This window comes from Actinoallomurus oryzae (assembly GCF_039541955.1).
GTDB classification, from domain to species: domain Bacteria; phylum Actinomycetota; class Actinomycetes; order Streptosporangiales; family Streptosporangiaceae; genus Actinoallomurus; species Actinoallomurus oryzae.
In genome coordinates, this window is record NZ_BAABHF010000078.1 from 1 (window position 1) to 25,431 (window position 25,431).

At 71.6% G+C, this 25,431-nt stretch carries 24 protein-coding genes; 6 read left to right on the forward strand and 18 right to left on the reverse strand.

What is annotated here, in order from left to right; genetic code table 11:
- Positions 1 to 368: 368 nt before the first annotated feature.
- From ABEA10_RS49760 to ABEA10_RS49780, 5 genes are all read right to left on the reverse strand, one after another.
- On the reverse strand, positions 369 to 1,400 hold the full coding sequence (locus tag ABEA10_RS49760; RefSeq protein WP_345475726.1) for an ABC transporter ATP-binding protein: 1,032 nt from the start codon (positions 1,398 to 1,400) through the stop codon (positions 369 to 371).
- A 62-nt stretch (positions 1,401 to 1,462) separates the two neighbouring features.
- The gene (locus tag ABEA10_RS49765) at positions 1,463 to 2,467 is read right to left on the reverse strand and encodes an ABC transporter ATP-binding protein (RefSeq protein ID WP_345475727.1); all 1,005 of its coding nucleotides are present in this window, start codon (positions 2,465 to 2,467) and stop codon (positions 1,463 to 1,465) included.
- A complete protein-coding gene (locus ABEA10_RS49770; protein ID WP_345475728.1) occupies positions 2,464 to 3,369 on the reverse strand; it encodes an ABC transporter permease in 906 nt (301 codons plus the stop codon). The genes ABEA10_RS49765 and ABEA10_RS49770 overlap by 4 nt, the downstream gene beginning before the upstream one ends.
- Entirely contained in the window at positions 3,366 to 4,328 is a 963-nt protein-coding gene (locus tag ABEA10_RS49775) for an ABC transporter permease (RefSeq protein WP_345475729.1), read from the reverse strand. The genes ABEA10_RS49770 and ABEA10_RS49775 overlap by 4 nt, the downstream gene beginning before the upstream one ends.
- 8 nt (positions 4,329 to 4,336) lie before the next feature.
- Positions 4,337 to 5,866 carry an ABC transporter substrate-binding protein gene (locus tag ABEA10_RS49780; protein WP_345475730.1) on the reverse strand — a complete coding sequence of 510 codons (1,530 nt, stop codon included), beginning with the start codon at positions 5,864 to 5,866 and terminating at the stop codon, positions 4,337 to 4,339.
- 102 nt (positions 5,867 to 5,968) lie between these two features.
- Between ABEA10_RS49780 and ABEA10_RS49785 the strand changes: the two genes are divergently transcribed.
- Both ABEA10_RS49785 and ABEA10_RS49790 read left to right on the forward strand, forming a co-directional pair.
- Positions 5,969 to 7,138, forward strand: a complete 1,170-nt coding sequence (locus tag ABEA10_RS49785; RefSeq protein WP_345475731.1) for a serine hydrolase domain-containing protein — start codon at positions 5,969 to 5,971, stop codon at positions 7,136 to 7,138.
- A 61-nt stretch (positions 7,139 to 7,199) separates the two neighbouring features.
- The gene (locus ABEA10_RS49790) at positions 7,200 to 8,072 is read left to right on the forward strand and encodes a Gfo/Idh/MocA family protein (protein WP_345475732.1); all 873 of its coding nucleotides are present in this window, start codon (positions 7,200 to 7,202) and stop codon (positions 8,070 to 8,072) included.
- A 55-nt stretch (positions 8,073 to 8,127) separates the two neighbouring features.
- On the opposite strand, the gene ABEA10_RS49795 is transcribed toward ABEA10_RS49790, so the two are convergent.
- From ABEA10_RS49795 to ABEA10_RS49805, 3 genes are all read right to left on the reverse strand, one after another.
- On the reverse strand, positions 8,128 to 8,733 hold the full coding sequence (locus tag ABEA10_RS49795) for a hypothetical protein (RefSeq protein WP_345475733.1): 606 nt from the start codon (positions 8,731 to 8,733) through the stop codon (positions 8,128 to 8,130).
- Between the two features lie 692 nt (positions 8,734 to 9,425).
- Positions 9,426 to 9,545 carry a DIP1984 family protein gene (locus ABEA10_RS49800; RefSeq protein ID WP_345475734.1) on the reverse strand — a complete coding sequence of 40 codons (120 nt, stop codon included), beginning with the start codon at positions 9,543 to 9,545 and terminating at the stop codon, positions 9,426 to 9,428.
- A gap of 7 nt (positions 9,546 to 9,552) precedes the next feature.
- The gene (locus ABEA10_RS49805; protein WP_345475735.1) at positions 9,553 to 9,891 is read right to left on the reverse strand and encodes a DIP1984 family protein; all 339 of its coding nucleotides are present in this window, start codon (positions 9,889 to 9,891) and stop codon (positions 9,553 to 9,555) included.
- Between the two features lie 199 nt (positions 9,892 to 10,090).
- Here ABEA10_RS49805 and ABEA10_RS49810 point away from each other — a divergent pair, with 199 nt between their 5' ends.
- Both ABEA10_RS49810 and ABEA10_RS49815 read left to right on the forward strand, forming a co-directional pair.
- Positions 10,091 to 10,657: a DUF7662 domain-containing protein gene (locus ABEA10_RS49810; protein ID WP_345475737.1), complete on the forward strand. Its 567-nt coding sequence runs from the start codon at positions 10,091 to 10,093 to the stop codon at positions 10,655 to 10,657.
- Between the two features lie 72 nt (positions 10,658 to 10,729).
- Entirely contained in the window at positions 10,730 to 11,368 is a 639-nt protein-coding gene (locus ABEA10_RS49815) for a hypothetical protein (protein WP_345475738.1), read from the forward strand.
- 279 nt (positions 11,369 to 11,647) lie between these two features.
- Here ABEA10_RS49815 and ABEA10_RS49820 read toward each other — a convergent pair whose 3' ends face one another.
- Positions 11,648 to 11,902: a hypothetical protein gene (locus ABEA10_RS49820; protein ID WP_345475739.1), complete on the reverse strand. Its 255-nt coding sequence runs from the start codon at positions 11,900 to 11,902 to the stop codon at positions 11,648 to 11,650.
- An 810-nt stretch (positions 11,903 to 12,712) separates the two neighbouring features.
- Positions 12,713 to 13,162, reverse strand: coding sequence for a MarR family winged helix-turn-helix transcriptional regulator (locus tag ABEA10_RS49825; protein WP_345475740.1), 450 nt, complete (start codon positions 13,160 to 13,162; stop codon positions 12,713 to 12,715).
- Positions 13,163 to 13,217: 55 nt separating this feature from the next.
- On the opposite strand from ABEA10_RS49825, the gene ABEA10_RS49830 reads away from it, so the two are divergent.
- Together ABEA10_RS49830 and ABEA10_RS49835 are read left to right on the forward strand one after the other, a co-directional pair.
- Positions 13,218 to 13,820, forward strand: a complete 603-nt coding sequence (locus ABEA10_RS49830; RefSeq protein ID WP_345475741.1) for a TIGR03086 family metal-binding protein — start codon at positions 13,218 to 13,220, stop codon at positions 13,818 to 13,820.
- A 354-nt stretch (positions 13,821 to 14,174) separates the two neighbouring features.
- On the forward strand, positions 14,175 to 14,687 hold the full coding sequence (locus ABEA10_RS49835) for a hypothetical protein (protein ID WP_345475742.1): 513 nt from the start codon (positions 14,175 to 14,177) through the stop codon (positions 14,685 to 14,687).
- A gap of 44 nt (positions 14,688 to 14,731) precedes the next feature.
- Here ABEA10_RS49835 and hrpB read toward each other — a convergent pair whose 3' ends face one another.
- From hrpB to ABEA10_RS49875, 8 genes are all read right to left on the reverse strand, one after another.
- Entirely contained in the window at positions 14,732 to 17,197 is a 2,466-nt protein-coding gene (hrpB, locus tag ABEA10_RS49840; protein WP_345475743.1) for an ATP-dependent helicase HrpB, read from the reverse strand.
- A 157-nt stretch (positions 17,198 to 17,354) separates the two neighbouring features.
- A complete protein-coding gene (locus tag ABEA10_RS49845) occupies positions 17,355 to 18,746 on the reverse strand; it encodes an NB-ARC domain-containing protein (protein WP_345475744.1) in 1,392 nt (463 codons plus the stop codon).
- Positions 18,747 to 19,078: 332 nt separating this feature from the next.
- Positions 19,079 to 20,179, reverse strand: coding sequence for a DUF5925 domain-containing protein (locus ABEA10_RS49850; RefSeq protein ID WP_345475745.1), 1,101 nt, complete (start codon positions 20,177 to 20,179; stop codon positions 19,079 to 19,081).
- Positions 20,180 to 20,195: 16 nt separating this feature from the next.
- Positions 20,196 to 21,068: an alpha/beta fold hydrolase gene (locus ABEA10_RS49855; protein WP_345475746.1), complete on the reverse strand. Its 873-nt coding sequence runs from the start codon at positions 21,066 to 21,068 to the stop codon at positions 20,196 to 20,198.
- 26 nt (positions 21,069 to 21,094) lie between these two features.
- Positions 21,095 to 22,621: an AMP-binding protein gene (locus ABEA10_RS49860; protein WP_345475747.1), complete on the reverse strand. Its 1,527-nt coding sequence runs from the start codon at positions 22,619 to 22,621 to the stop codon at positions 21,095 to 21,097.
- A 146-nt stretch (positions 22,622 to 22,767) separates the two neighbouring features.
- Complete coding sequence (locus tag ABEA10_RS49865; RefSeq protein WP_345475748.1) at positions 22,768 to 23,112, reverse strand: VOC family protein; 345 nt, start codon at positions 23,110 to 23,112, stop codon at positions 22,768 to 22,770.
- Between the two features lie 116 nt (positions 23,113 to 23,228).
- Positions 23,229 to 24,767: an AMP-binding protein gene (locus tag ABEA10_RS49870; RefSeq protein ID WP_345475749.1), complete on the reverse strand. Its 1,539-nt coding sequence runs from the start codon at positions 24,765 to 24,767 to the stop codon at positions 23,229 to 23,231.
- A gap of 16 nt (positions 24,768 to 24,783) precedes the next feature.
- Positions 24,784 to 25,407 carry a TetR/AcrR family transcriptional regulator gene (locus ABEA10_RS49875; protein ID WP_345475750.1) on the reverse strand — a complete coding sequence of 208 codons (624 nt, stop codon included), beginning with the start codon at positions 25,405 to 25,407 and terminating at the stop codon, positions 24,784 to 24,786.
- Positions 25,408 to 25,431: the final 24 nt, after the last annotated feature.

Here is a 25,431-nt window from a genome sequence, read left to right on the forward strand (position 1 = left end):
TCTCGTCCTGACCCCAACACGCCCCCACACCCGCCAACCCATGACACAACGCGTCAACCATCTCACCCAGCGAATCCCCCACACCCAACATCCCGCGCCCCGACCCCACCCACGTGCCAGAACGCGCCACGTAGCCGGTGGGGGTCATCCGGTCACCCTCCTCGCCGTCGTGGAGCCGGTGTCCGGCTCCTCGGGTACGCGGTGGTGACCTCCCGCTTTCGGCTCCTCTCCCTTCGCCGAAACCGGCCTATACATGCGGCTCCCGCCGAAGTCTGAGAGTTCACCCAGATTTAACCGCTGTAACGCGGACATTACCCCGCGAGGGCGATCACAGGCTATATCCGGAGACGAACTTGTTAACTTCACTGTCATATCGGAGAAACGGTGGCCGCGTCCGCCGCGACGTGGCATGCGGCCTGGTGCCCGGGCCGCAGTTCGAGCAGTGCGGGCTCGTCCGTACGGCAGCGGTCCTCCGCCACCGGGCAGCGGGGGTGGAACCGGCATCCGGCCGGCGGCCTGGCCGCGTTGGGCACCTCGCCTCCCAGCATGGGCGCCGGGGTGCGCCGCGACGGATCCGGTACGAGCCCGGCGTCGCGGAGTGAGCGCGCGTACGGATGCAGCGGCTCGTCCGACACCTCGCGCCACGGGCCCACCTCCGCGACCTTGCCCAGGTACAGGACCAGGACCCGGTCGCTGATGTGGCGCACCATGGCGAGGTCGTGGGAGATGAACAGGTACGTGAGGTTCAGCCGCTCGCGCAGGCGTACGAGCAGGTTCATCACCTCGGCCTGTACCGAGACGTCGAGCGCCGACACGGCCTCGTCCAGGATGAGGACGTCGGGCTCGACCGCGAGGGCGCGCGCGATGCCGACGCGCTGCCGCTGGCCTCCCGACAGCTGCACCGGGTACCGGTCACGCAGCCGCGACGGGAGCCCCACCATCTCCATCAGCTCGGTGACCCGGGCGGAACGCTCGGCACCGCGCGCGGACAGCCCGTGCACGCCGAGCACCTCCGCCAGCGTCTGCTCGACGGTGAGGCGCGGATGCAGCGAGGCGTACGGGTCCTGGAAGACGAGCTGGACCCGCCGCCGGTACGGCCGCATCGCCCGCGGCCCGAGCGCGGTCAGCTCGGTGTCGCCGAGCAGCACGCGCCCGGAGGTGGGGTGCTCGAGCCGTACGAGCAGGCGGGCGAGCGTCGACTTGCCGCAGCCGGACTCGCCGACGATGCCGAGGGTCTCCCCCGGCGCGACCGTGAAGGAGACACCGTCGAGCGCGTGGACGACCGCGCCGCCCGCACCTTTGTAGTGCTTGACGAGGTTCTCCACCGTCAGCGTCTCGGTGTTGCTGATGAGTTCTCCTTCGTCGGAAGAGTGACCATGTCCGCGTGCTCTTTGGTTCACTCGCTTCGCTCGCTCACGAGTCCTCCTTCGCCCAGAGGCGCGCGTGTTCCTCGTTCGCTCGCTCACGCGGTCCACTCCTCCGGGGGCACGTGGCAGGCCGCCCGCTGTGGTCCGCGGTCGAGCAGGGGCGGCTCGGCGGTCGTGCAGACGTCGCGCCGCTGCGGGCAGCGCGGCCCGAACGGGCAGCCCGGCGGCAGGTTCGCCGGGTCCGGGGGAAGCCCGCCGATCTGGGTGAGCGGCGGCCGTTCGGCGCCCCGGTGCGCGGGCAGGGAGCGCAACAGCCCGGCCGTGTACGGGTGGGAGGGCCGGGCGAACAGCTCGGCCGTCGTCCCCTCCTCCACCACGCGCCCCGCGTACATGACCGCCGTGCGGTCCGCGATGTGCGCCACGACACCGAGGTCGTGCGTGATCCACACGACCGCCATGCCGTCCTCGCGCCGCAGCTCGTCGACCAGGTCGATGACCTGCCGCTGGATGGTGACGTCGAGCGCGGTCGTCGGCTCGTCGGCGATGAGCACCCGCGGTCGCTGGGCCACCGCGACCGCGATCATGGCGCGCTGCCGCATCCCGCCGGAGAGCTGGTGCGGGTACGCACGCAGCGCGCGGTCCACGGGCAGCCCGACGCGTTCGAGGGTCTCGGCGGCGCGGGTCCGTGCGTCCGCCGCCGCCATGCCGTGCGCGGTCAGGCCCTCGACGATCTGCGGCCCGATCCGCATGAGCGGGTTGAGCGCGGTCATCGGCTCCTGGTAGACCATGCCGACCTGCGCGCCCCGCACCGTACGCCGCTCGGCCTCGGGCAGCGCGACGACGTCGCGCCCGTCGACGCGTACCGAGCCGCCGCCGACCCGGATCGTGTCGGGCAGCAGGCCCATGACGGCGAGCGCGGTGAGCGACTTGCCGGAGCCGGACTCCCCGACCAGCCCGAGGGTCCGGCCGGGCTCGACCGCGAGGTCCACACCGCGGACGAGATCGACGCCCGTGGACCGTACGGTCACGGTGAGGCCCTCGACGGCCAGCGCGGCGTGAGGAACGACCACCGGGGCCGTCCTCTCGCTCCGTTCGGTCATGACCGGTCCTCCGCGGGGTCGAGGGCCGCGCGCAGCCCGTCGCCGAGCAGGTTGAGGCCGATGACCAGCACGACGATCACGGCCGCGGGCGCCACCAGCATCCAGGGCTCGGTGGTCAGGAACGTACGGCCGTCCGCCACCATCAGGCCGAGCGAACTCTGCGGCGGCTGGGTGCCCAGGCCCAGGAAGCTGAGCGTCGACTCCGTGAGTACGGCCCACGACATCGCGAGCGTGGTCTGCACGAGGATCGGCGCGGCGACGTTCGGCAGGACGTGCCGGCCCACGAGGCGGAGCGGCCCGAATCCGAGCACGCGGCCCGCCTTGACGTACTCGGCGTTCCGTACGGTCAGCGTCGGGCCGCGCGCGGTGCGGATGAAGATCGGCAGGTAGACGATGGCGATCGCCAGCGTCGTCTCGGGCCAGCCGCGGCCGAGCGCCGAGATCACGGTCAGCGCGAGCAGGATCGCCGGGAAGGCGAACAGCACGTCGGTGAGCCGTCCGACGACGGCGTCCGCCCATCCCCCGGCGTACCCGGAGACCACGCCGACGAGCGTGCCGGCCGCCGCCGCGGCAGCGACGGAGACGACGGCCACGCGCAGCGAGGCGAAGATGCCCGACAGCGCGCGGGAGAAGACGTCCCGCCCGAACTGGTCGGTGCCGAACGGGTGGCTCATCGAGGGCGGTTTCAGCCGCACCGCGACGTCCTGGGCGACCGTGTCGTACGGCAGGAGCCCGAACAGGCCGGCCAGGCCGCCGAGGACGATCACGCCGGTGACGACCATACCGATACGGCCGTTGCGGTCGGCCCAAAGGCGGCGCGCGACGCCCCGGCGGCCGGGCGGCGGCGGTCCGGCCGGGTCGAGGGCGGCGCCCACCGCCGCGGGCGCGGGTGGCACTGTCATGTCTCGGCCGTTCTGGGGTCGAGGGCGCGGTAGATGAGGTCGACGGCGAGGTTGACGACGACGAAGCCGGTCGCGATGAGCAGCACGGCCGACTGGACGACGGCGTAGTCGCGCTGCAGGATCGCGTTCAGCAGGAGCCGCCCGAGGCCGGGCAGCGCGAAGACCTGCTCGATGACGACGGTGCCGCCCAGCAGGTAGCCGAACTGGATGCCGACCATCGTGACGATCGGGACGCTGGAGTTGCGCAGCACGTGCCGCCAGCGGATGCGCCGGGGGAACAGGCCCTTGCCCCGTGCGGTGCGCACGAAGTCCGAACGCGCCACGTCGAGGTAGGCCGAGCGGGTGGTGCGCATCACCGTCGCCGCCAGGCCGACCGCGAGGACGAGCGCCGGATAGATCATCTGGCTGAGGTTCCCGCCGACCGACTGGGAGAGCGACACGAAGGTGCCGGCCGAGGGGAAGTAGCGGAAGACCGCGCCGAGCACGGCGACGACGACGGAGGCGAGGACGAACTCCGGCAGCGCCAGGCCGAGCAGCCCGGCGGACTGCACGCCGAGGTCGCGGGCGCCGCCGGGACGGCCGGCCGCGAGCACGCCGAGCGCGATGCCGAGCGGCGCGCCGATGAGCGTGGCGAGCACCGCCAGTTCGACCGTGACGGGGATCGCCGAGCCCAGCAGCGTCGCGACGTCGGTGCCGCTGTTCACCGAGACGCCGAGGTTGCCGTGCAGCACCTGGCCGATCCAGGTGACGAACTGGTGTGGGACGGACTGGTCGATGCCGTAGTAGCGGCGCAGCGCGGCGCGCTGGCCCGCGGTGAGCAGGCCCGCCTGCGTGCCGAGGTTCGCGTCGATCGCGTCGCCCGGTAGCAGGCGCAGCAGCGCGAAGACCACGACCGCGACGCCGATCAGGGTGCCCGCCAGCCCGGCGACCCGGCCTCCCACGGCGCGGAGCGCCGTCATTCCCCGGCTCACCCCCGCGTGGCGCTCTGCAGCGAGCGCAGCGAGTTGTCGGCGGTGATGCCCAGGCCCTTCACGTTCGGCTGCGTCGCCACGACGTTGTTGTCGGTGAAGAGCCACACCCACGGCGACTGCTGGAGCATGGTGCGCTGGAGCTGGGCCACGGTCGCGTCGCTGAGCCGCTCCTCGGTCGACGCGCCCGCCTGGGCGAGCAGCTTGGCGATCGGCGGCGAGTCCAGCCCGGCCGCCTTGGCGAGCGAGGCGCCGTCGCCGAAGTAGCGGGCGTACATCAGGTAGGGCGAGGACATGCCGCCGTTGAGCGCGAGGGCGACGTCGAAGTCGGCCTTGCTCCACCGCTTCACGTACACGTTGGTGGGCTGCTGGTCGATGGTGAGCTTGACGCCGATCTTCGACAGCTGGGCCTGGAGGTTCTGCGCCTCGTTGACGGCCGAGGCGTAGCCGCCGCTCATCACGAGCATCTTCAGGTCGACCGTCGTGCCGCCGAGCAGCTTCTTGGCCGCGGCGGCGTCGCCGGGCGTGCACGGCAGCCCGTCGGTCGGCGACAGGTGGTAGCCGGGGCTGGTGATCGGCCCGGTGACCGTGCCCTGGCCGGCCACGGCGGTGTCGACGACCTGCTTGCGGTCGATGGCGCAGGCGATCGCCTGACGGACGGGCAGCCGGTCGAGCGGCTTGCGCCGGCCGTTGAGCATGAGGGCGTGGTAGGCCATCGACGGCGTCTTGGCGATCTTGACGCCGCCGTGCGCCTGGGCGACGACGTTCGGGTCGGTGAGCACGCCGGCGTCGAACGACCCGGCGCGCAGGCCGGCCAGGATCGAGTTCTCGTCCGGGATGACGCGGAACTCCACGCCGGGCAGCTTGGGAGCGCCGCCGAAGTAGGCGGAGTTGGCGGTCAGGTCGACCTTCTGCCCCTGGGTGCGGCCGGCCAGCTTGAACGGCCCGGTGCCGTTCGCGGCCTGGGCGAGGCGTCCGGCCTTGATGTCGGCCGGGTCGAGGATGGCGGTGCCGGTCAGGGTGAGCGTGTGGAGGACGGAGCCGTCGGGGTGGCTCAGCTTGATCACCGCGGTGTTCGGGTCCGGCGCGGTGACCTTGGTCACGGCCAGCAGGTTCGACCGGACGACCGAGGCGGTGGCCTCGTCGCGGACGCGGTCGAGGGTGGCGACCACGGCGTCGGCGGTGAGGGCGTCGCCGTTGTGGAACCGCACGCCCTGCTGGAGGTGGAAGGTGAGCGTACGGCCGTCCTTGCTCGTCTCCCAGCTCTTGGCCAGCCCGGGGACGAGCCGGCCGTCGGCGTCCGTGCGCAGCAGCGTGTCGAAGATCAACTGGAGCGTCTGCACGGTGCCGAAGGCGGTCGCCACGGCCGGGTCGAGACCGTCGAGGTCGACCGTCCGTGCCACGACCAGCGGCCCGTGCGACTTCTTCCCGGCGTTCCCCGAGCCGGCCGGGGAGCAGGCCGCTACCACGGCCGAGACCGCCCCCGCCAGCGCGAAGGCGCGCAGGAGACGGTGTCTGAACATGCGCATGGGGTCCTCATCTCGCGCTGCGAAAAACAAGATGTACCACTATGGACCACAGTGACGTAAAAAAGTAACGCTCAGCCGCGAGTCTTTACCGGAGGTCCCTCGATGCCCGAACCCGCCCCGCTCACGGACGCCGTCACCGGCGCGGTCGGCGACGAGCGGGGCCCGACGGCCGCCGCGCTCGCCGTCGTACGGCGCGGCGCGGGCCCGCCCACCGTCGTCACGGCGGGATGGACCGGCCGGGAGGGTCCGGCTCCCCGGCCGGTCGAGCCGGGGACGCGCTTCGACCTGGCCTCCGTCTCCAAGATCGTGACGACGCTCGCCGTCATGCGCCTGCGGGCCGCCGGCGCGCTGGACCTGGACGCCCCCGTACGGTCGCTGCTGCCGGTGTTCGCCGGCGGGGCGAAGGACGCCGTCACCGTACGCGCACTGCTGCTCCACCGGGCCGGCCTGTGGGAGTGGTGGCCGCTGTACGCCCCCGCGGAGGACGGGGACGGCGTCCTGGGCGACCCGGCGGCGGCGGTCGCGCGGGCCGCCGCGCTGCCCCTGCGCTACTCGCCGGACTCCGGGCGGCACTACTCCGACCTGGGGTTCCAGCTGCTGGGCGCGATCGTCACGAGGGTCTGCGGCATGGATCTGCGGACGGCCGTCGCCGACCTCGTCACCGGGCCCCTCGGCCTGCGGGCGACCGCGTACGGACCGCTGACGGACCCTGACGTGGCGGTGACGTCCCGCGGCGACGCGTGGGAGCGGCGGATGATCGCGACCGGCGAGCCGTACCCCGTCCCCGTACGGTCCGTCCCGGCCGGGCGGGACCACTGGCTGCGGGGCGAGGCCGGCGACGGCAACGCGCACCACGCGTTCGCCGGCGCCGCCGGGCACGCGGGGATCTTCGCCCCGGCCGCCGAGACCGCCCGCCTGGGCGAGGTCATGTTCGGCGGCCATCCCGGCTGGCCGCCCGAGGTCGTCGCCGAGTTCGCCGCGCCCGGGCCCGACGCGGAGCAGGCGCTCGGCTGGCGGCGTACCGAGGTCACGACGCCCGATGGCGGGACGGTCACGGTGCTCGGCCACCCGGGCTTCACCGGGACCGAGCTGTCGGTCGCCCCGGCGCTCGGCCTGTCGTGGGCCCTCCTCACCAACCGGCTGCACCCCACCTCGACGCCGGTCGACGTGTCCGCGGCGCGCGCACGCGCCACCCGGCTCGTCCTGACGACCTGCTCGACGGGCCCGGAGAGCGGCACGACCGGCGGTTTCTGCCCGGATGTCGGAGTTTGACGCCTTCATCGCTTATCGATCATGCTGTTCGCCGAGTATCACTCCGACAGAGGACGGCGACGTGCGCATCGGACTGCTGGGAACCGGACCGTGGGCGGAGATCGCGTACGGGCCCGCGCTCCGCGACCACCCTGAGGTCGAGTTCATCGGGACGTGGGGACGCCGGCCCGAGGCCGCCGCCGCGATCGCCGAATCCTTCGGCGGCCGACCGTACGCGGACGTGGACGCCCTGATCGACGACTCCGAGGCCGTCGCGATCGCGCTGCCCCCGGCCGTCCAGGCGCCGCTGGCCGCACGCGCCGCACGCGTCGGACGCCATCTGCTGCTCGACAAGCCGCTCGCCGTGGACGTCGCGGACGCGCGGGCGGTCGTGGACGCGACCGCCGAGACGGGCGTCGCGTCGGTCGTCTTCTTCACCACGCGCTTCACCGGCGAGCCGGACAGGTGGATCGGCGAGCAGGCCGAACGCGGCGGCTGGTTCACCGGGCACGCGGACTGGCTGGGCGCGCTGGACAGCGGCGACAACCCGTTCGCGAACTCCCCCTGGCGCCGGCAGAAGGGCGGGCTGTGGGACGTCGGCCCGCACGCCCTGTCGGTGCTGCTGCCGGTACTCGGCGACGTCGAGAAGGTCGCGGCGGCCGTCCCCGGCCCCGGTGACACGGTCCACCTGGTGCTCCGCCACACCGGCGGCGCGTCCAGCACGGCGACGCTCAGCCTCACGGCACCGGGACCGGCCGCGGGCAACCGGGCCGAGTTCCGCGGCGAGTCCGGCGTCGTGTCCCTCCCGAAGAGCCAGGACACCGCCGTGACCGCACTGGCCCGGGCGATCGACGCGCTGATCGAGTCCGCCCACACCGGCCGCCCGCACCCGTGCGACGCACGCTTCGGCCTGCGCGTGGTGGAGATCCTCGCCGAGGCCGAGCGGCTGCTCTGACGGCACCCGGCCGCCACGCAACCTGGGTTACGGTCACGGACCTCAGTTCCCACGCTCATTTCCGAGCTTCGGCGGGCGGGTAGCCGATGGCCTCGAGAGTTCCGGTCAGAGCGGAGAGGTCTGCGTCGGTGTTGATGCGCCGGACGAGGTCGGCGGTCAAAGGGCGCTGCTCGAAGATCTGCCTGACATCGGCAGGGTCGAGTGTGACCTCGAAGTAGTCCTTGGCGTAGGCGCAATAGGCATCGGGAGTGCCCTCGGCCAGGAGACCGAACATCCAGCTCGAACCGTCGGGGTCTTGGGTCGGGCCTGACCGGGGGAAGTCGATGTCGCCGGTCTTCCAGGCGGGATCGTCGTGCAGCCGCCAGAGACAGACGGTGGCCGCGAGGAACGGGCCCGTGCCACCGTCGTGGCAGAAGGCCGGTTCGGTCACCTGCGCGGCGAACTCCCGGGGGACCGACTCGACGAGACCCGGCCAGGTCACGTAATCGTCATCGCCGTAGGGACTCATCGGCGACTCGTGATCGAATCCGCGGATGAAGGCACCGCAGGTGGTGAAGACGATCGAATACTCATCTCCGCTGCCGTTGTTCATCGACGCGAGTTCCTCATCCTCGCCCCACCGGCTGTCGAAGGCATAGGTCGCATAACCGTCGGGGCTCAAGATCGCATCCAGGAGGGCGAACGACTGGCTCAGCCTCCGGACGGTCGCTATGTCGGGCAGGCGCTGGGCGAGATCTACAGCTGTCACCCTTGGATTCAAGCGTCCGCCAGCGACAGAACCGTCATCAGACACCTCCGCAGCGGCCAAGTCGCACGGAGAGGCGTCACCCCGGCAAAGAGGGCCTGTTTCCATGTGAGTAGCCCGTAGAACGAGTCGACGGCCGGCTGACCCGTTTAGTTGGGGCCGGCCTGCTCGTCGGCTCCCGGGCACCGGTAGGGGAACCGCACCTGCCCGCATCCACGGCGCGAGATGCGGCGGCGGGCGGAACCATACGCAGCGAGGGATGGAACTGACCGGTGACGAAGTGGTCCACGAGGTCGATCCCGACGATCTCCACGGCAGGTCGACACCGGTGTCGAGCATGGTGGTGACGAAGGTGTGACGCCGCCGATCGGAGGGATCGCAGCGGTGCGGAGTGCCCCTTTCCCGCCCTCGCCGTCGTGGGTCCGCACCCGGTGGTGTGACGTGCTCCGTGCGCGGTCACCGGTGTGATGTGCTGGGCATGCGATGTGAGTAAGGGATTCGAACCCTTGCGCCTGCCCTCCGGCGCACCAAGAGATGAACCGGATTACCCGCCGGCTCTCGGGATGGTGCGCGCCCCCACGGTTGGCTACCTGCTCCGCATACCGTTGTCAGTCCAGCAGGTCGACCTCCCAATTGGTCCGCTGAATGAGCGTATCGACCTCGCGAAGCCGCCGGGCGAGATCATCGGCCTGGCCGCGCAACTCAGCCACCGGCAGCGCGGGAATCATCCGTAGTTCAGACCGCAACTGCCGCAACCCGCGCTGCCCCCTCCCCGACTGCGGCGCCGGCGGCGGCGGTGATCAGAGCGTGCCGCAGACGCAGCACATCACGGTGGGCGAGCGCGTCCGTCAGCGTGCCGGCCCCCACCTGGGTGGCGGCGTTGGTCCGATTGATCCGGCGGATCAGCGACTCGAGTTCACCGAACACCTCACCGGCCTCGGCGAGCAGAGCGGCGGCGTCCTCGGCGGGCGACTCACCCTCCTGATAACGGGCGCTGGCAGCGATACGAGCGCGGAGCTGTTCGGCGCGGCGCACCGCATCCGCACGCAGAGCAAGAGCCTCGGCAAGCTTCACGCCGACCAGTATGGCCGCTCAAGATCGTTCCTGCCCACTCGATATTCGTCCTCATCAGGACCACGGCCAAGGCCCCACGCACGATTCGCGGCATGAGCGGGTGATCTGTTCAGGCCAGGGCTCGGAGTGTAAGTGACCGCTACGTTGGTCGAGATGGCTAACGTCATCAGCGTTGCGTCGGAGCCGTGTAGGAGCCCTCATGGCCAAGTACGAGCCGTTGCAGAGCTATCTGGCCGCACGACCTGAGCAGATGAGTCGCGTCACGATGAGTTTCGATGAGATCGAAGCGCTCGTCGGATCGCTTCCTCCTTCTGCGCGTAACCATGGTGCATGGTGGGCGAACGACTCCAAGGTCCAAGCTCAGGCATGGCGGACCGCAGGTTGGCGTGTCGAGTCGGTCGACCAACGCGTCGGGCGAGTGGCATTCACACGAAGCATCGTTGGCGGTCCCCATCCCATCGCGCGGAAACCCAGGCCCAGCCCGGCAATACCGGCGCCCCAGCCGATCATGGTTTCAACATTGTCAGCCGAAGACGGAATGCCTGAGGCGCGGGCCCAGGCATTGCTCGTGACATACCTCGTCAGCGAGGGTTGGCGGATCCAGCGCGTCGCGGATACGACCACGAAGGAACAGGGGATCGACGTTCTCGCGACTCGTGGTGACCGGACCCTCGCCGTCGAGGTGAAGGGCTATCCGGGGCGACGGTATTCCGATCCGCGCCGCGTCGACGAGACCAAGCCGACGGCGCCGGCGACACAAAGATGATGGTCGCGTCCAGAAAGGCTGACTACAACGCCCGATTCCTGGGAGGTTTCGGTGGGACGGCGAGAAGCCGATATGCGTGAGCTCATCCGCGGGTGGGTAACCGCCGCGTGCCGCGAGTGGTCTTATCCGAATGTCTCTGAGCCCTACTTCGACGCCGTCTACGAGCGGCTACCGGTCGGCGTCCGGACGCTGGTGGCTTCGGGCCATCGAGACGGGCTGATCAAGCCGGTCGGAGGATACCGGTTCACGCTGCAGGGGCTGCCACCGGGTAAAGGCCCCTATGCATGGGTGAGCCGAAATGTGCAGGCGCAGGCGCCGGCCATCAACTGGGAGTACCTGATCCAGGCCGCCGAATACGCCCGAGTCTATGGGACACTCTCGCACAAGGGCTATCTCATCGCGGTGGAAGACCGGCTTATGGACATCACCGTCTCCGACCCTGATGGCGCCTTGCGATGGTACATCGAGGTCAAAGAGCGGGCGATCGACATACCTGGTCTCGTCGACCGGATCGGCACCTACGGTCATGAGGGTGTCGAGTTGAACGCACCCGACCGTGGCAACGATGCCCTCCGTAAGGCGAAATATCTGATCCAGTACCGGCCCGCCTACCTGTCCATCAGTGCCATCGGGCTTCGACGCGACTTCCAGGTCGCCTACGCGGCCGGGAACCGGTTCGCTCTGATCGACGACATGGTCCCGCTGATCTGATCCACGGCATCGGTTACGGCGCACAATCAAGCCTCATGACCATGCTGATCGTCGACATGAGCGCCCGATCAGCGGCACGAGCGGATAGTTGATCATAATCATGGCGCCTTCGTCGGGAAAATGCGTCGGACGTTGCCGGTCACCCAGTTCGGGGGGCGCCTCCGCTACTTCGGGACCTCGCTATCTGCGGCTCCGCTCGTGCAAAGCCCTCCAGTCACTGCCTGCAAGATCGCGGACTTACACCGTTAGTGCAGTAGCTCGATCACCGGGCTGGCTAACCTATTCGCTTGTGGAGCCTTCGCCAGCTTCGTGCTCGTCGCCGGCGCGTTCCTCGATGACCGGGTTCGACTCCTCGGCAGAAAGGTCCTGCTCGCGCTTGGCGAAGCTCCTCGCCTTGAGCTTTCGGTACCCGAAGGCGGCTCCCGCGACGACGAGGCCAGATGCGATCGTCACCCCGGCGCCGATTACTCCGCCCTTCGTGAAGCCGTCACCGAAGCCCTGATGGTAGCCGTGGCCCCATGCCGGGTTGCCCATGCTTGTCCCCTTACGCATTGCTCATGAATCGGGGTAGAGCCTAGCGGCGGGATGCCACCCGCCGCCCTCGTCATGAGCGGCAGGTCCAGGAGGCTGCGTCCGTTTGGGCTGAGGGCGAAGAGAGTCGAGTCACTCCGCCAAGATCTGGTCGTTGACGAGGCATTTCGGCTTGGCGTGGATGCCTTCGGTGTCGTCGGGCGTGACAGAGGTCTCTGGCGCATAGGCCGCGGTTGTCGAATGTGAACGCAGCGAGGATCTCTCGGTAGGGCTCGCCGATGACGGCCGTGTCGGCTGGCGTGGCCTCGTGCTGGGTAATGGGGATCAGGGTGGTTGCCAGGTCGGCCAGCTTGCACTCGATAGCGGCCAGCTCACCGGCAAGCTTGGTCATCTACTCATGCAGGTCGTCGCGAGCGGCTGCGGCCGCTGCTTGCCCGGGTTGTAACAGGCCATTTCGCGGCCTGCGGGCAGGCCGTGTTCCGCAGCAGATACCACATGCGTTCCAGCGATACCTCTGCTCCTGTCGCGGCGGCGGCCACAACCTACGTCGGCAGGCACCCGGTCGGGAAGATACCGCCAAATGATCTTGCGCCAGGCCCCGGCCGCTAGTCGGTCTATGTCTAACGGTAACTGCGCCACGTCGTCGCCAAGCGGACGAGTTCAAGACAACACGATCGCCTGCCCGCTCATCGGCAGAGCCGGACGTGTCCGCACGCGGATCGCCGATGGCATGCCCGACCAGCGGCAATAGCGGATGTTGACGGATGGTGGTCATGCCGCCAATGCAGACGGGCCGGCCCGACGATTCTTTGGCTAGGTCTGTCGTTCACCGATGATCTCGGTGGCCGGCAGGGTGGAGAGCACCTCTAGCGCGCGTAGGAACGCCGCCCGGTCGGCGGGGGCGAGGTGGGCGAGCACGCGGTCCTCGTTGCGCTGGATGTCGGTCTGGGCCGCACGGCGTTTCCGGCGGCCCTCGTCGGTGATAGTGACGAACCGCGCGCGCCGGTCCGCCGGGTCTCGGGTGCGTTCCAGCAGACCGTTGCCTTCTAGTTCGTCCAGCACGCCGATGATGCGGCTCTTGTCCGCGCCGATGAACTCCGCGAGCGCAGCCTGGGTGCGTACCGGCTGGCTGTCCAGGGCGTTGAGCACGACGTAGCCCCACATGCTCAGTCCATGTGCACGCAGCACCGGCTGCTCGGCGGCGATCAGCGCTCGTTGCAGCGGCGCGATCATCGCCGCGAGATCCCGTTGCCGACCGGTCATGATCAGTATGGTAACGACCTTTACCGGGTGATAAGCATGAGCATATCGTAGGCGCATGCTTATCAATGAGCTGCTGGGCCACCATCGCGCCGCGGTCCGCGCCAGCATCGCCATCGTCTCCCAGGTTCAAGCCGATGACCTGGGCCGACCCACGCCCTGTGCCGAGTGGACACTCGCCGACCTGCTTGCCCACATGACCGTCCAACATCGCGGCTTCGCCGCCGCGGCCCGAGGCCGAGGAGGCGATCGTACGGCGTGGCAGGTCCGGCCCATCGGCCCAAGCCCCGTGACCGAATATGCCGACGCCGCCGAGGATGTCCTTGCCGCGTTCGCTGAGCCAGGGGTGCCGCACCGGGAGTTTCACCTGCCGGAGTTCCGCCCGGTGTCGCACTTCCCGGCAGCCCAGGCGGTCGGCTTCCATCTGATCGACTACGTGGTGCACGGCTGGGACGTGGCACGCTCACTGCGACTCCCCTACCGATTGGCCCCGGAACTGGCCGGACCGGCACTGCGGATCGCGCTCGCGGTACCGGACGGTGACAACCGGTTGGCGCCCGGCGCAGCGTTCCGGCCCGCACTGGCCAGAAGCGACGACGCGGACCCGCTGCACCAGATTCTCACCACGTTGGGGCGCTCACCCGATTGGCCACAGGCCTGACACGGTTGAAGCCTTGCTGCGGACGCTGCACCCGCGCCGGACACGACCATCCACGGCCAACACCTGAAATATCCGTAATCCGGCATGAGCGGACGTGTCGCCAGCCGGTCAGCTTTGAAGCGGCCATCGATCACCAGTTCGCTTGGCACCTTGGAGATCACCTCGACCTCGACTCGCCCGCGAACGCCAGCCCTCCTGTGACCTCCCGAAGCCACGACCGACATGACAACCGACCTCGGTAAGAGGCACGCGGCGATCCTGAGGTGCGGGTTTCGGGCTGGGACCGGTCCCGGGACGGTGCGCTTACCGTCTGCTGTCCGATACGACGCAACGAACGTACGAGGGAGCACGCCCATGACATGCCCGTCGGCTGGAGTCCCGGCCTTCGCGCCGGTCGTTCTGGTCACCGTCGCGGCCCTGACGCTGGCCGGCTGCGGAGGCGGCGAGAGCGGATCCGCCGGCGCTTCGCCTTCCGCCCGGACGTCGAACCGGTCCGCGGTGCCGTCGCCCACACCGCGCCAGGCCGCGGACGGAACCAAGCTGAGCGCGTGCGAGGACGGCACCTGCGAGGTGACGGTGACCGGCCGGGCGCGGATCCCGGTGAACCGGAAGTCCGGGCTCGCCTCGCTGAAGGTGAGGTCGATCACGTCCGACGAGATCCGTCTCACAGGCATCGCGGCATCCACGCCGACGGGATATTCGTTCGCCACGTCGTGCGGAGGTGATGCTTCGTGCTCGACCTCAGTGGACAACGACAAGGCCGACGTGACGGCCCACGCCGGCGCGGAGATCACGCTCAACCGGCTCTTGATCCGGGTGACCTCCATCACCGGCGGATCCGCCATCCTTCGCCTGTCGCGCGCGTAGTTTCTTGAACGCGGACGCGGTCCGTCTCGGTTCCGGGCGGTCGTTCAGCGGCGGCGGGCGTTGGTACGGCGGGTCGGCTCCGCGGTGGCCGGGTCCTCCGGCCACGGGTGGCGTGGATAGCGTCCGCGCAGCTCCGCGCGTACGCTCCGGTAGCCCTCGCGCCAGAACGAGGCGAGGTCCGCGGTGACGGCGGCCGGGCGGCCGGCGGGCGACAGCAGGTGGACGACGAGCGGCACTCCGGCGACGCGTGGCGCCTCCTGCCAGCCGAACAGCTCCTGCAGCTTGGCCGCCAGCACCGGCCGCTCGCCCGTGTAGTCGATCCGGATCCGCGAGCCGCTGGGGACGGTGACGCGCTCCGGCGCGAGCTCGTCGAGCCGTGCCGCGCACTCCCACGGCAGCAGGCCGCGCAGCGCCGCCGTCACGTCGAGACGCCGCAGGCCCGCGCGGTCGCGGGCGGCCGAGGCCGGGTCCAGCGACGCGAGCAGGGCGTCGTCGTCCATCGCGGGCCAGGGCGGGCCGAGCTCCCGATGGCAGAACGCCAGCCGCGCGCGCAGCGCCTCGGCCTCGCGCGTCCAGTTCAGCAGGCCGAGCCCCTCGCGGCGCAGGCCCTCGCGGAGCGCGGCGCGGACGAGTGAGGGGTCGGGGTTGTCCAGGGGTACGGCGCCGAGCTCGATGGCACCGAGCCGCTCGACCCGGCGGGCCACCACGTCGCCGTCGCGCCAGACGACCTCCTCCTCCACCGTCGCCCCGACGGCGAGCCGCGCGGTCTCCTCATCGATCGGCACGGCCTGGCGCACGCGCGCCGACGGGGCGCCCGCCGCCCGGTCGGCGACCGCGATGGCGAGCCAGCCGGCACCGGTCAGCCGCGAGCCCCGCTCCGTGACGGCGGCCGTCCCCGACGCCATCAGGTAACCGCCGTCCCGCGCCCGCGCGACCCGTTCGGGGAAGGCGAGCGCGACCACGATCCCGGCGGCCGTCTCGTCGTCTGGCCCGGACACCGCCGCACGCCCGGACGCGCCCGCGCCGCCCCCGGACGGCCCCACGCCACCGCCGGACGGCGGCACGCCGGCTCGGAGTGCGCGGCGCAGCCGGCGTGTCTCGTCGCGGAAGGACGGCTCGCGGCGTCGCGTTCGCCACTGCGCGACCAGGTCGTCGTCACCGGAACGGCGGTCGTCGGAGAGCAGCGCCACGACCTCGGCCGCACGCTCGCCCACGTGCGCGGCGCCGTCGATGAGAGCGCGGGCCAGCCGCGGGTGCACGCCGACACGTGCCATCTCCCGTCCGCGCCCGGTCGCGCGCCCGCCTTCGTCGAGGGCGCCGATCGCCCGCAGCGTGGCTCGGGCCGCCCGCAGCGCGGCGGGCGGCGGCGGGTCCAGCAGGGCGAGCCCGGCGGCGTCCGGATCGCCCCAGCACGCCGCCTGCAGCGCGAAGCCGGTCAGGTCGGCCAGCTCGATCTCGGGCCGCGGCTGCTCGGGCAGCCGGTCGTGCTCGGCCGCGGACCAGCAGCGGTAGACCCGGCCCGGCGCCTCGCGCCCGGCCCGGCCGGCCCGCTGGTCCGCCGTCGCCCGCGAGGACCGTACGGTGGTCAGCGCGCCGAGGCCGCGTGCGTGGTCGACGCGGGGTTCGCGGGACAGGCCGGAGTCCACCACGGCGCGCACGCCCGGTACGGTCAGCGACGACTCGGCGACCGCGGTGGCGAGCACGACCCGCCGTGACCCGCCCTCGCGTGGCCGCAGGGCCGCCTCCTGGACCTCCGCGGGCGCCCGGCCGTGCAGCTGGAGCACCTCCAGCCCGGTGAGGGCGCCGGCCACCCGGCCCAGCTCGCGTACGCCCGGCAGGAAGCACAGCACGTCACCGTCCCCCTCTTCCAACGCCCGTCGCACCGTCCGCGCGACGTGGTTGAGCACCGCGGGGTCGACCGACAGCCCGTGCGGCGGGCGTACGGGCCGCGGCGGTGGCGCCCAGACCGTCTCGACCGGGTGCGCGGCCGCGTCGGCCGTCACCACCGGGGCGCCGCCCAGCAGCCGCGCCCACGCGGCGGTGCCGGCCGTGGCCGACGCGGCGACCAGGCCGAGGTCGGACCGGAGCGCCGCACGTACGTCGAGCAGGAACGCCAGCGCGGTGTCGGCGTCGAGGTGGCGTTCGTGGCACTCGTCGAGGATGACGACGTCCGCGCGCACGTCCGGGTCGTGCTGGAGGCGTTGCAGCAGGACGCCGGTGGTGACCACCTCGACCGCGCTGCCGGGCCGCCGCTCCCCGCGGATGGCGTACCCGACCCGCTCGCCGACCGGCTCACCGAGCATCCAGGCCATCCGGCGGGCGGCGGCGCGCGCGGCCAGCCGCCGCGGCTCGGCCACGATGACCCGCCGGCCCGTCTCGGCGAGGGCCAGCGGTACGAGCGTGGTCTTGCCGGTGCCGGGCGGCGCGGCCAGCACGGCGGCGCCCGCGGAGTCGAGCGCGCCGCGCAGGCCGGGCAGCGCGGCGGCCACCGGGAGGTCGAAGGAGCGCACGGCATCAGTCTCGCGGACGGGCGCCGGTGCGGCGGACGGTGGACCCACCGGCACACTGACGACCGGTGACCCGCCCGTGGAAGGGACGCGCACGGCCGACCACATGTCATCGCCCGATCACACGGGCGCGGCCGACGCCGCGCCTCCGGGTGGCGTCTCAGGCGTCCGGCGGCTCCGCCGCGGCGAACGGCGCGCGGAACGGTCCCTCGCTCTCGCCGGCGCGCCGGCCTCGCAGCGTGGCCTCGCCGTGGAGACCGGGGTCCGCGGCGAGGCGGCGCGTCGCCTCGCGGACCGCGCGCACGGCGTTCCGCAGGCGGCGGGGGCTCCACTCGCGGTCGAGCAGCTGCGACACGATCAGCAGGAGCCTCGCGGCCTGGGCGAGCGGCCCGCCGGGCTCGGCCGCGGCGCGCTCGACCGCGGTGAGGATGGCGTCCTGCTCGACGAACAACCAGGCGCGCGCCGCCTCGCGGGTGAGGCCGCGCGATCGGGCGCCCTCGCCCGCCTCCGACGGCGAGCCGCCGAGCACCCCGGCCGCCTCGCGCGCCGCCGCCAGGTAGTAGTCGAGCAGCCCGTGCACGGCGCGTACGCGCTCCTCCCGGGCGCCGGAACGGTTCAACGCGAAGATCCGGAGCAGGTCGTGGAAGCGGTACCGGTCCGGGGCACAGCTCTCCAGCAGGCTCAGGTCGGCGAGCGTCTGCAGGATGTCGTCGGCGCGCTGAGGCCGCAGGCCGAGCGCGGCGCCGGCGGCGCCGGTGGAGAAGCCGGGCCCGTCGGCCAGCGCCAGCAGCCGGAACGCCCGTGCCTCGTCCCTTCCCAGCAGGTCATAACCCATCCGGAAGCAGGTGACGGCCGCGGGCAGCTCCTCGATCCGGCCGCGGGCGAGACGGCGGGCCAGGGCGTCGATCCGCAGCGAGGGCCGGGCCGCCAGCCAGGCGCCCGCGCCGCGTACCGCGAGCGGCAGGAACCCGCAGGCGGCCACCAGGTCGAGCGCCGCCGCGCGCTCGGCCGCCACGCGTTCCGCGCCGGCCGCGCTCTCCAGGAGCGCCACCGCCTCGTACGGTTCGAGAACGTCGAGGTCGAGCCGCCGGGCCCCGGGCAGCCCGGCCATCGTGGCGCGGCTCGTCACCAGTACCGCGGTCCCGGGCGCTCCGGGCAGCAAGGGCCGTACCTGGGCCGGACAGCGCGCGTCGTCCAGCAGCACCAGCACCCGCCGGCCGGCCAGCTCGGACCGGTAGAGCGCCGCGCGCTCCTCCGGCGCCTCGGGGACTTCGCGCCGGCCGAGGGCGCGCAGCAGTCCCGCGAGCACGGCGTACGGCTCGGCCGGGCGATCGGCCATTCCGCGCAGGTCGACGTACAGGAGGCCGCCGGAGAACCGTCGCCGTACGGCGTGTGCGACGTGCACGGCCAGCGTGGTCTTGCCGACTCCGCCCATGCCGTTCACGGCGGCGATCGGCATCGCCCCGCCGGACTCGAGCACCCCGGTCAGCTCGGCGACGGCGCCGCGCCGCCCGACGAAGTCCCCGGTGTCCGGCGGAAGCCGGTACGGCATCGCAGGTTCCTCCGCGTGAACGTGTCGAGAAAGAGAGCCCTGCACCGGTCCGTCACCTCCGGTGCAGGGCTCCGGCTTCCCGGCCGGTACGGCACGGGTCGCCACCCCCGTCCTCGCCCGGCAACGCAGCGGCATTGGCCTCCGGGCGAATGGCCGGGCCTTTACCCCCTCGGCCCGTCCACGTGAAAGATTCTGCGGGGCGGCGATCAACGTCCGATCAACGCGGAATCAACGCGGCCCTGGCCGCGGGACGCGGCCGGCCGCGCCGCCGGAAGGCCACCACTTCACCACCGCGTGACGGCCGGGCCGACTCCGGGGAGAAGCCGGTCTCGCTACAGGTAGAAGCCGGTCTCGGTGGCCGGTGCCGGGGTGGCCGCCTCGCGCCCGTCGCGGAGGGCGTACAGCTCGGCGAGCGTCGCGCCGTGGCGCAGGTCGTGACCGTCGGCGTCGGCGCCGAGCCAGGCCGCGGCCTCCGCCGGTGACATCCGGCCCACCTCTACCTGGGCCAGGCAGCGTCCCGGCCGTACGACGGCGGGGTGCAGGGCCGCGAGCGGCTCGTTCGTGGTGATCGCGACGAGCACGTCGCGGCCCTGGCCGAGCAGGCCGTCGGTCAGGTTGAGCAGCCGGGACAGTCCCTGTCCGGTGGCGGCCTTGGCGTCGCCGCTGATCAGCTCGTCGCAGTCCTCGACGACGAGGAGCCGCCAGCGCCGGTCGTCGTCGTCCTCGCCGACCGCGACCTCCATGAGGTACGCCGGGTTGCTGAAAAGCTGCTCGGGGTCGAGCACGCAGTCGAACTGGCACCACTTGGACCACTCGCGGGCCATGGCGCGCAGCGCGGTGGTCTTGCCCGTGCCGGGCGGGCCGTGCAGGAGCACCAGGCGTCCGTTGATGTCGCCGGGAGTCACCTCGGTGAGCCGGTCGACGGAGGCCGCCGCCGCGGCGGTGTAGTTGTCGCGGATCTCCGGCCAGGTCGCCGCGGTGATGGAACGCTGGCTGCGCGCCGCGCCGTGCGATCCGAGGTGCCAAAAGCCCATCTCGACCCGGTCCTGTTCCGGAGGCGACGGCTCGACGGCGTCGCGGATCGCCTCCTCCAGCACCGAGGCGCACAACTCGTCGCTGACCGCCGTCACCTCGACCATGCCCGACCCGCCGCGCCAGCGTACGGACCGCAGCGTCCAGCCGTCGCCGCGGGCGAGCACGGCCTCGCGGTTCTCCTCTCGCGAGGTGCGCAGCACGCGCGCTCCGGCCGGCCGCAGCGGTGCGTCGGGCCGGATGCGCTCCATCCGCTTGGACCGCGCGAACGGCTGCCGCCCCGCCGCGAACGCCTCCATGGCCAGCACGTCGATCACGTCACCGACGGTGTCGGTCGTGTCGAGCTGGAACGTCACGGGGGGCTCCGGCTCGGCTCCGTTGATCGGCAGTAGGTCGGACATGACGTCCATGATCAGGTCATCCGCGCGTCCACGTCCACTCAATACCCGCCAGGAAGTCACGAAGAAGCGCGCACGCCTGGTCAGGGTCCTCGCGGAAGATTCCGTGACCCACGTCCGGTACGACGTTCAGGCGCGCGGCCGGCAGCGCCGCGGCGAGGCGCCGGGCGGCGGGCACCGTCGCCACCGGGTCGTGCTCCCCCGCCAGGATCATCGTCGGGCACGTGACCCGGCCGAGCCGTGGCCAGGGGTCGAAGGAGCCGGCGAGCGCCTGACGGAAGTGTTCGAGCACGCCGGGGTTCCAGCGGATGCGCCGCAGCCGGTCGGAGCCGTCGGGGTCACCGCCGGGTCGCCGGGAGTAGAGAGGAAGACACACGCGCGAGTACGCCTCCCGTATCTCGTCGGTCGCCTCGCCGTTCCAGTAGCGCCGGGCGATCTCACGGGCCTCGGCGCCGCCGAGCCGCTCCATGATGGCGAGCCGTTCGTCCATCGCGCCGGGCATCACGCTGTCGAGCACGATCCCGCCGAGCCTGGCGGAGTGCCGGACCGCGGCCGTCAGCGCCACCCAGCCGCCGGCGGACGTGCCGAGCAGGACCGGCTCGGCGATGTCCAGCGCGTCGCAGAAGGCGATGACGTCGTCGGCCCAGCGCTCCCAGGTCCAGAGGTCCGGGCCGCTGCGGTCCGACCGCCCGCTCCCCCGCTGGTCGAGGTAGATCACCTGCGCGTACTCGGTGACACCGTCGAGCACCGGTTTGAAGGTCGTGTGGTCGGCGCCCGGCCCGCCGTGCAGGGCGATGACCGTCGGGCGTTCGGCCATCGTGGGGCCGTCGGGGACGAGCCCGCAGCCGTCGACGTCGAAGTACAGGGAGATGTCACCGATCGCCACGCGCATGAGGCAACGATCGCCTCAACGGCGCGTCATTTCCAGTACTCGTCCTTGAGCAGCCGCTTGTAGAGCTTGCCGGTCGGGTGGCGGGGCAGCTCACCGCGGAAGTCGACCGTGCGCGGGCACTTGTAGTGCGCCAGGTTCGCCCGGCAGTGCTCGATGAGCTCCCGCTCCAGCTCCGGGCCCGCCTCGGCGAGGTCCATCGGCTGCACGACCGCCTTGACCGCCTCGCCCATCTCCGGGTCCGGCACCCCGATCACCGCCACGTCGGCGACCTTCGGGTGGACGGCGAGGACGTTCTCCGCCTCCTGCGGGTAGACGTTCACCCCGCCACTGATGATCATGTACGACAACCGGTCGGTGAGGTAGAGGAAGCCTTCCTCGTCCACGTACCCGACGTCGCCCAGCGTGGTCCAGCCACGGCCGAGCGGGTCGCGGGAGGACGCGGTCTTCGCCGGGTCGTCGTGGTACTCGAACTCCGGGCCGCCGCCGAAGTACAGCGTCCCGGTCCGTCCCGCCGGAAGCTCGTCGCCCTCCTCGTCGCAGACGTGGATCTCACCGAGCAGCGGCCGGCCGACCGTGCCGGGGTGCTCCAGCCACGCCTTGGAGTCGGCGTAGACGAAGCAGTTGCCCTCCGTGCCCGCGTAGTACTCGTGCAGCACCGGCCCCCACCAGTCGATCATCTGCTGCTTGACCTCCACCGGGCAGGGGGCGGCGGCGTGCACGGCGTACTTCAGGCTCGACAGGTCGTAGGCCGACCGGGTGGACTCCGGCAGCTTGAGCATCCGGATGAACATCGTCGGCACCCACTGGCTGTGCGTCACGCCGTACCGCTCGATCAGCCGCAGCGCCTCCTCGGGGTCGAACCGCTCCATCACCACCACGGTCGAGCCGAAGCGGTGGAAGGTGAGGCAGTAACGCAGCGGCGCGGCATGGTACAGCGGCGCCGGCGACAGGTACACCGAGTGCTCGTCCGGCGGGAAGAGGAAGGACACCAGCTGGGTGAGCTTGTTCGGCGTGCCCATGGGCGCGAGCGACAGCCTGGGCTTGACGCCCTTGGGCCGTCCGGTGGTGCCGGAGGAGTAGAGCATGTCCACTCCCTCGCACTCGTCCTCGATCGGCCCGGCGGGCTGCCCGGCGATGCGCTCCTCGTACGAGTCGAAGCCCGGCGCGACGCCGTCGAGCATCAGCCGCAGCTCGACCCCGGGAGTCCGGTCGGCGACCGCGGTCGCCACCTCCGCCAGCCGGGCCGAGGTGAGGAAGACGCGCGCCCCGCAGTTGTCGATGATGTAGGCCAGCTCGTCGGCCTGCAGGCGTGAGCTGATCGCGGTGTAGTACAGCCCGGAACGCTGCGCCGCCCACGCGATCGCCAGGTACGACGGGTGGTTCTCCAGCATGAAGGCCACGTGGTCGCCGGGACGCAGGCCCTCGGCGCGCAGCAGGTGGGCGAGCCGGTTCGACTCCTCGTCCAGCTCGCGGAAGGTGATGACCTTGCCCGAGCCCGCCATGATCACTGCTGGTTCGTCCGGCGTCAGGGCCGCGATGTGTCCCAGGTGCACGAAACCGAACGCTACTCGGTTTGGGCGTGGCGCGGAAGGACACCGGTCCCGGCGGGAGCGGGTTCCGGGCGGTTCGGACGACGGTCCATCGCCCCGTCCCGTATGAGGTGGTCCGGCCCCGCGTGGGGCCGGACCGGACCAGGATGTCAGGCGACCTGGCGCAGGCCGAAGACGTTGCCGTCCGCGTCCTTCACCGTGGCGATCAGCGTGCCGCCGCCGACGTCACGGACGTCCTGCAGCGTCTCCGCGCCTGCCTCGAGCAGTGCCTGGAGGCTCGCCTTGATGTCCTCGACGTGCCAGTACGCGACCGGCCCGGCGCCGCCCTCGCGGTGGCCGTTCGGGTCCAGCCCGATGTCCTGGCCGCCGACCTTGTAGCCGACGTAGTACGGCGTGTCCGCGTAGGGCTCGACGCCCGCCAGCCCGCCGTACAGGGCCTTGGCCGCCGCGATGTCGGTGACGGGGAAGATTACGGTCTTGATGCCTTCGGTCATGGCGTGCTCCTCCAGTCGATCGAGGTGGAGCCGTCGCGAAGGCCCCACGTCGAGAACGCTACGGACCACACGGCGACGGAGGCTTCTTCATTCCTGACCGGTTGGGCGGGCAGGCCTCAGATCCGTTTGTCCTGGTCCGCCCAGTACGGATCGCGGATGAGGCGTTTGTAGAGCTTGCCGGTCGGCGTCCGCGGCAGCGCGTCGAGGAAGTCCACCGACCGGGGCGCCTTGTAGCCGGCCAAGGTGCGCCGGGAGAAGTCGATCAGCTCCTGCTCCAGCGCGTCCGAGGGTTCGTGCCCGTCCTCGAGTTCGACCGCCGCCTTCACCTGCTCGCCGTACTCCCGGTCCGGCACGCCGAAGACCGCGACGTCGCGTACGGCCGGGTGGGTGATGAGCACGCCCTCGATCTCGGCCGGGTAGATGTTCACCCCGCCACTGATGATCATGTCGATGACGCGGTCGGAGAGGAACAGGTAGCCGTCCTCGTCGAGGTGGCCCACGTCGCCGGTGGTGAACAGCCCGTCGCGGTGCACGGAGGCGGTCTTGTCGGGGTCGCCCCAGTACTCCACGTCGTCGCCGCTGGTGTAGCGGAACCAGAGCTGGCCGCGCTCCCCCGTGGCGGCCGGCGAGCCGTCCTCGCGCAGCACGTGGATCTCGGCCGTCGGCAGCGCCCGGCCGACCGTGCCGGGCCGCTCCAGCCACTCCGGCGACGACACGATGGTGTTCACCGACGACTCCGTGGAGCCGTAGTACTCGTACAGGATCGGGCCGAGCCAGTCGATCATCTGGCGCTTGACCTCGGGCGAGCACGGCGCGGCACCGTGCCAGACCGCGGCGAGGCCGGACAGGTCGTACCTCCGCCGGGTCTCCTCGTCCAGGCGCAGGAGACGGACGAACTGGGTCGGCACCAGGTGGACGTTGGTGATCCGGTGCTCCTCGATGAGGCGCAGCGTCTCCTCGGGGTCGAACGACCGCCGCATGACGACCGAGCGCCCCGCGCAGAGCATGACGTAGGACCACAGCCACTGCGCGGAATGGTAGACCGGCCCGACCAGCAGCGACCGCCCGCCTTCGGGGATGGACAGGATCTGCGCGAAGCTCTCGGCGACGAGCTTCATCGTCTCCAGCGGGGCGCCGGTCGTGACGAGCCTGCGCTTCACGCCCTTCGGCCGCCCGGTCGTGCCGGAGGTGTAGATCATCGGCCAGCCCATCACCTGACCGGCCGGTGCCCCGTCCGGCCCGCCGGCGAGGAACTCCTCGTACGGCCGGAAGCCGGGGACCTCGCCGATGCCGATGCGGAACGGCGTGTCCACCGCCGCCTCGGCCGCCACGTCCGCGAAGGCGTCCTCGGAGAACACCGCCCGGGCCCCGGAGTCGGCGAGGACGTACTTCAGCTCGTCGGCGGTCCAGTGCCAGTTGACCACGACGTAGCGCAGCCCGATGTGCGTGGCCGCGGCCATCAGCTCGAAGTACTCCCGGCGGTTGCCCGAGTGGATCGCGATGGCGTCGCCGTCGTCCAGGCCGAGGCCCCGCAGCGCACCCGCGAGGCGGTCGACCCGCGCCTCGAAGTCGCGCCATGTGGTGACACCGCGCTCGTCGGTGACGGCCGGTTCGTCCGGTCGCGCCTCGGCGTACGGGCGGAGCAGTTCGGCCATGAGGACCTCCCGTCGTTCAGTGCGTGCGGGCCCCGGCCATGCGCAGTGCGAGCCCGACATAGCGGGCCTCCAGCTCGGCGTGACTCAGCGGCCGGTGCTCGTGGAACCATTCGCTTATGTGCACGCACATGTCAAGGATCGGCAGCGCGGTGAGCACGGCCGCCGTACGGTCATCGCCCCCGACCAGGTCGAAGACCTGCTTCTTCTGACCGGCGAGCAGCACCTCGACCACGGTGTCGCGCAGGCGCCGCCGGATCGCGACGACCTCGTCGTAGCGCGCCCCGGTCAGTAGGGGGAACTCCCGGTTGGCCACGCGGGCGGTCTCCCGGTGGTCGGAGTGCCGTGCGACGTAGACGCGCACGATCGCGCTGAGCTCGGCGACCGGATCGCCCGCCACCCCCGCTACCGCCGCCGTCAGGGCGCCCTCCAGCCGCAGGTGGATGTCGCGCACCACGGCGTAGAGGAGCTCGTCCTTGGACTCGAAGTGGTTGTAGAGCGCACCCGGGGTGAGGCCGCACGCCTCGGTGATCTGCCGGACCGACGTCGCGATCGCGCCCTGCCGGTAGAACAGCTCGACGGCGGCGGCGGCCAGACGCCGCTGGATCGGGGATCCGCTGACGGGCAGGCCGAAATCCGTCACCGCGTCACTCTCCTGTCTTGACAT

Bases quoted from the DNA above. Each gene is read 5' to 3' on its own strand.
- ABEA10_RS49765 (WP_345475727.1), bottom strand. From the start codon at position 2,467: ATGACCGAACGGAGCGAGAGGACGGCCCCGGTGGTCGTTCCTCACGCC.
- ABEA10_RS49770 (WP_345475728.1), bottom strand. From the start codon at position 3,369: ATGACAGTGCCACCCGCGCCCGCGGCGGTGGGCGCCGCCCTCGACCCG.
- ABEA10_RS49775 (WP_345475729.1), bottom strand. From the start codon at position 4,328: ATGACGGCGCTCCGCGCCGTGGGAGGCCGGGTCGCCGGGCTGGCGGGC.
- ABEA10_RS49780 (WP_345475730.1), bottom strand. From the start codon at position 5,866: ATGCGCATGTTCAGACACCGTCTCCTGCGCGCCTTCGCGCTGGCGGGG.
- ABEA10_RS49785 (WP_345475731.1), top strand. From the start codon at position 5,969: ATGCCCGAACCCGCCCCGCTCACGGACGCCGTCACCGGCGCGGTCGGC.
- ABEA10_RS49800 (WP_345475734.1), bottom strand. From the start codon at position 9,545: ATGATTCCCGCGCTGCCGGTGGCTGAGTTGCGCGGCCAGGCCGATGAT.
- ABEA10_RS49810 (WP_345475737.1), top strand. From the start codon at position 10,091: ATGGCCAAGTACGAGCCGTTGCAGAGCTATCTGGCCGCACGACCTGAG.
- ABEA10_RS49815 (WP_345475738.1), top strand. From the start codon at position 10,730: ATGCGTGAGCTCATCCGCGGGTGGGTAACCGCCGCGTGCCGCGAGTGG.
- ABEA10_RS49820 (WP_345475739.1), bottom strand. From the start codon at position 11,902: ATGGGCAACCCGGCATGGGGCCACGGCTACCATCAGGGCTTCGGTGAC.
- ABEA10_RS49825 (WP_345475740.1), bottom strand. From the start codon at position 13,162: ATGACCGGTCGGCAACGGGATCTCGCGGCGATGATCGCGCCGCTGCAA.
- ABEA10_RS49830 (WP_345475741.1), top strand. From the start codon at position 13,218: ATGCTTATCAATGAGCTGCTGGGCCACCATCGCGCCGCGGTCCGCGCC.
- ABEA10_RS49835 (WP_345475742.1), top strand. From the start codon at position 14,175: ATGACATGCCCGTCGGCTGGAGTCCCGGCCTTCGCGCCGGTCGTTCTG.
- ABEA10_RS49845 (WP_345475744.1), bottom strand. From the start codon at position 18,746: ATGCCGTACCGGCTTCCGCCGGACACCGGGGACTTCGTCGGGCGGCGC.
- ABEA10_RS49850 (WP_345475745.1), bottom strand. From the start codon at position 20,179: ATGTCCGACCTACTGCCGATCAACGGAGCCGAGCCGGAGCCCCCCGTG.
- ABEA10_RS49855 (WP_345475746.1), bottom strand. From the start codon at position 21,068: ATGCGCGTGGCGATCGGTGACATCTCCCTGTACTTCGACGTCGACGGC.
- ABEA10_RS49865 (WP_345475748.1), bottom strand. From the start codon at position 23,112: ATGACCGAAGGCATCAAGACCGTAATCTTCCCCGTCACCGACATCGCG.
- ABEA10_RS49870 (WP_345475749.1), bottom strand. From the start codon at position 24,767: ATGGCCGAACTGCTCCGCCCGTACGCCGAGGCGCGACCGGACGAACCG.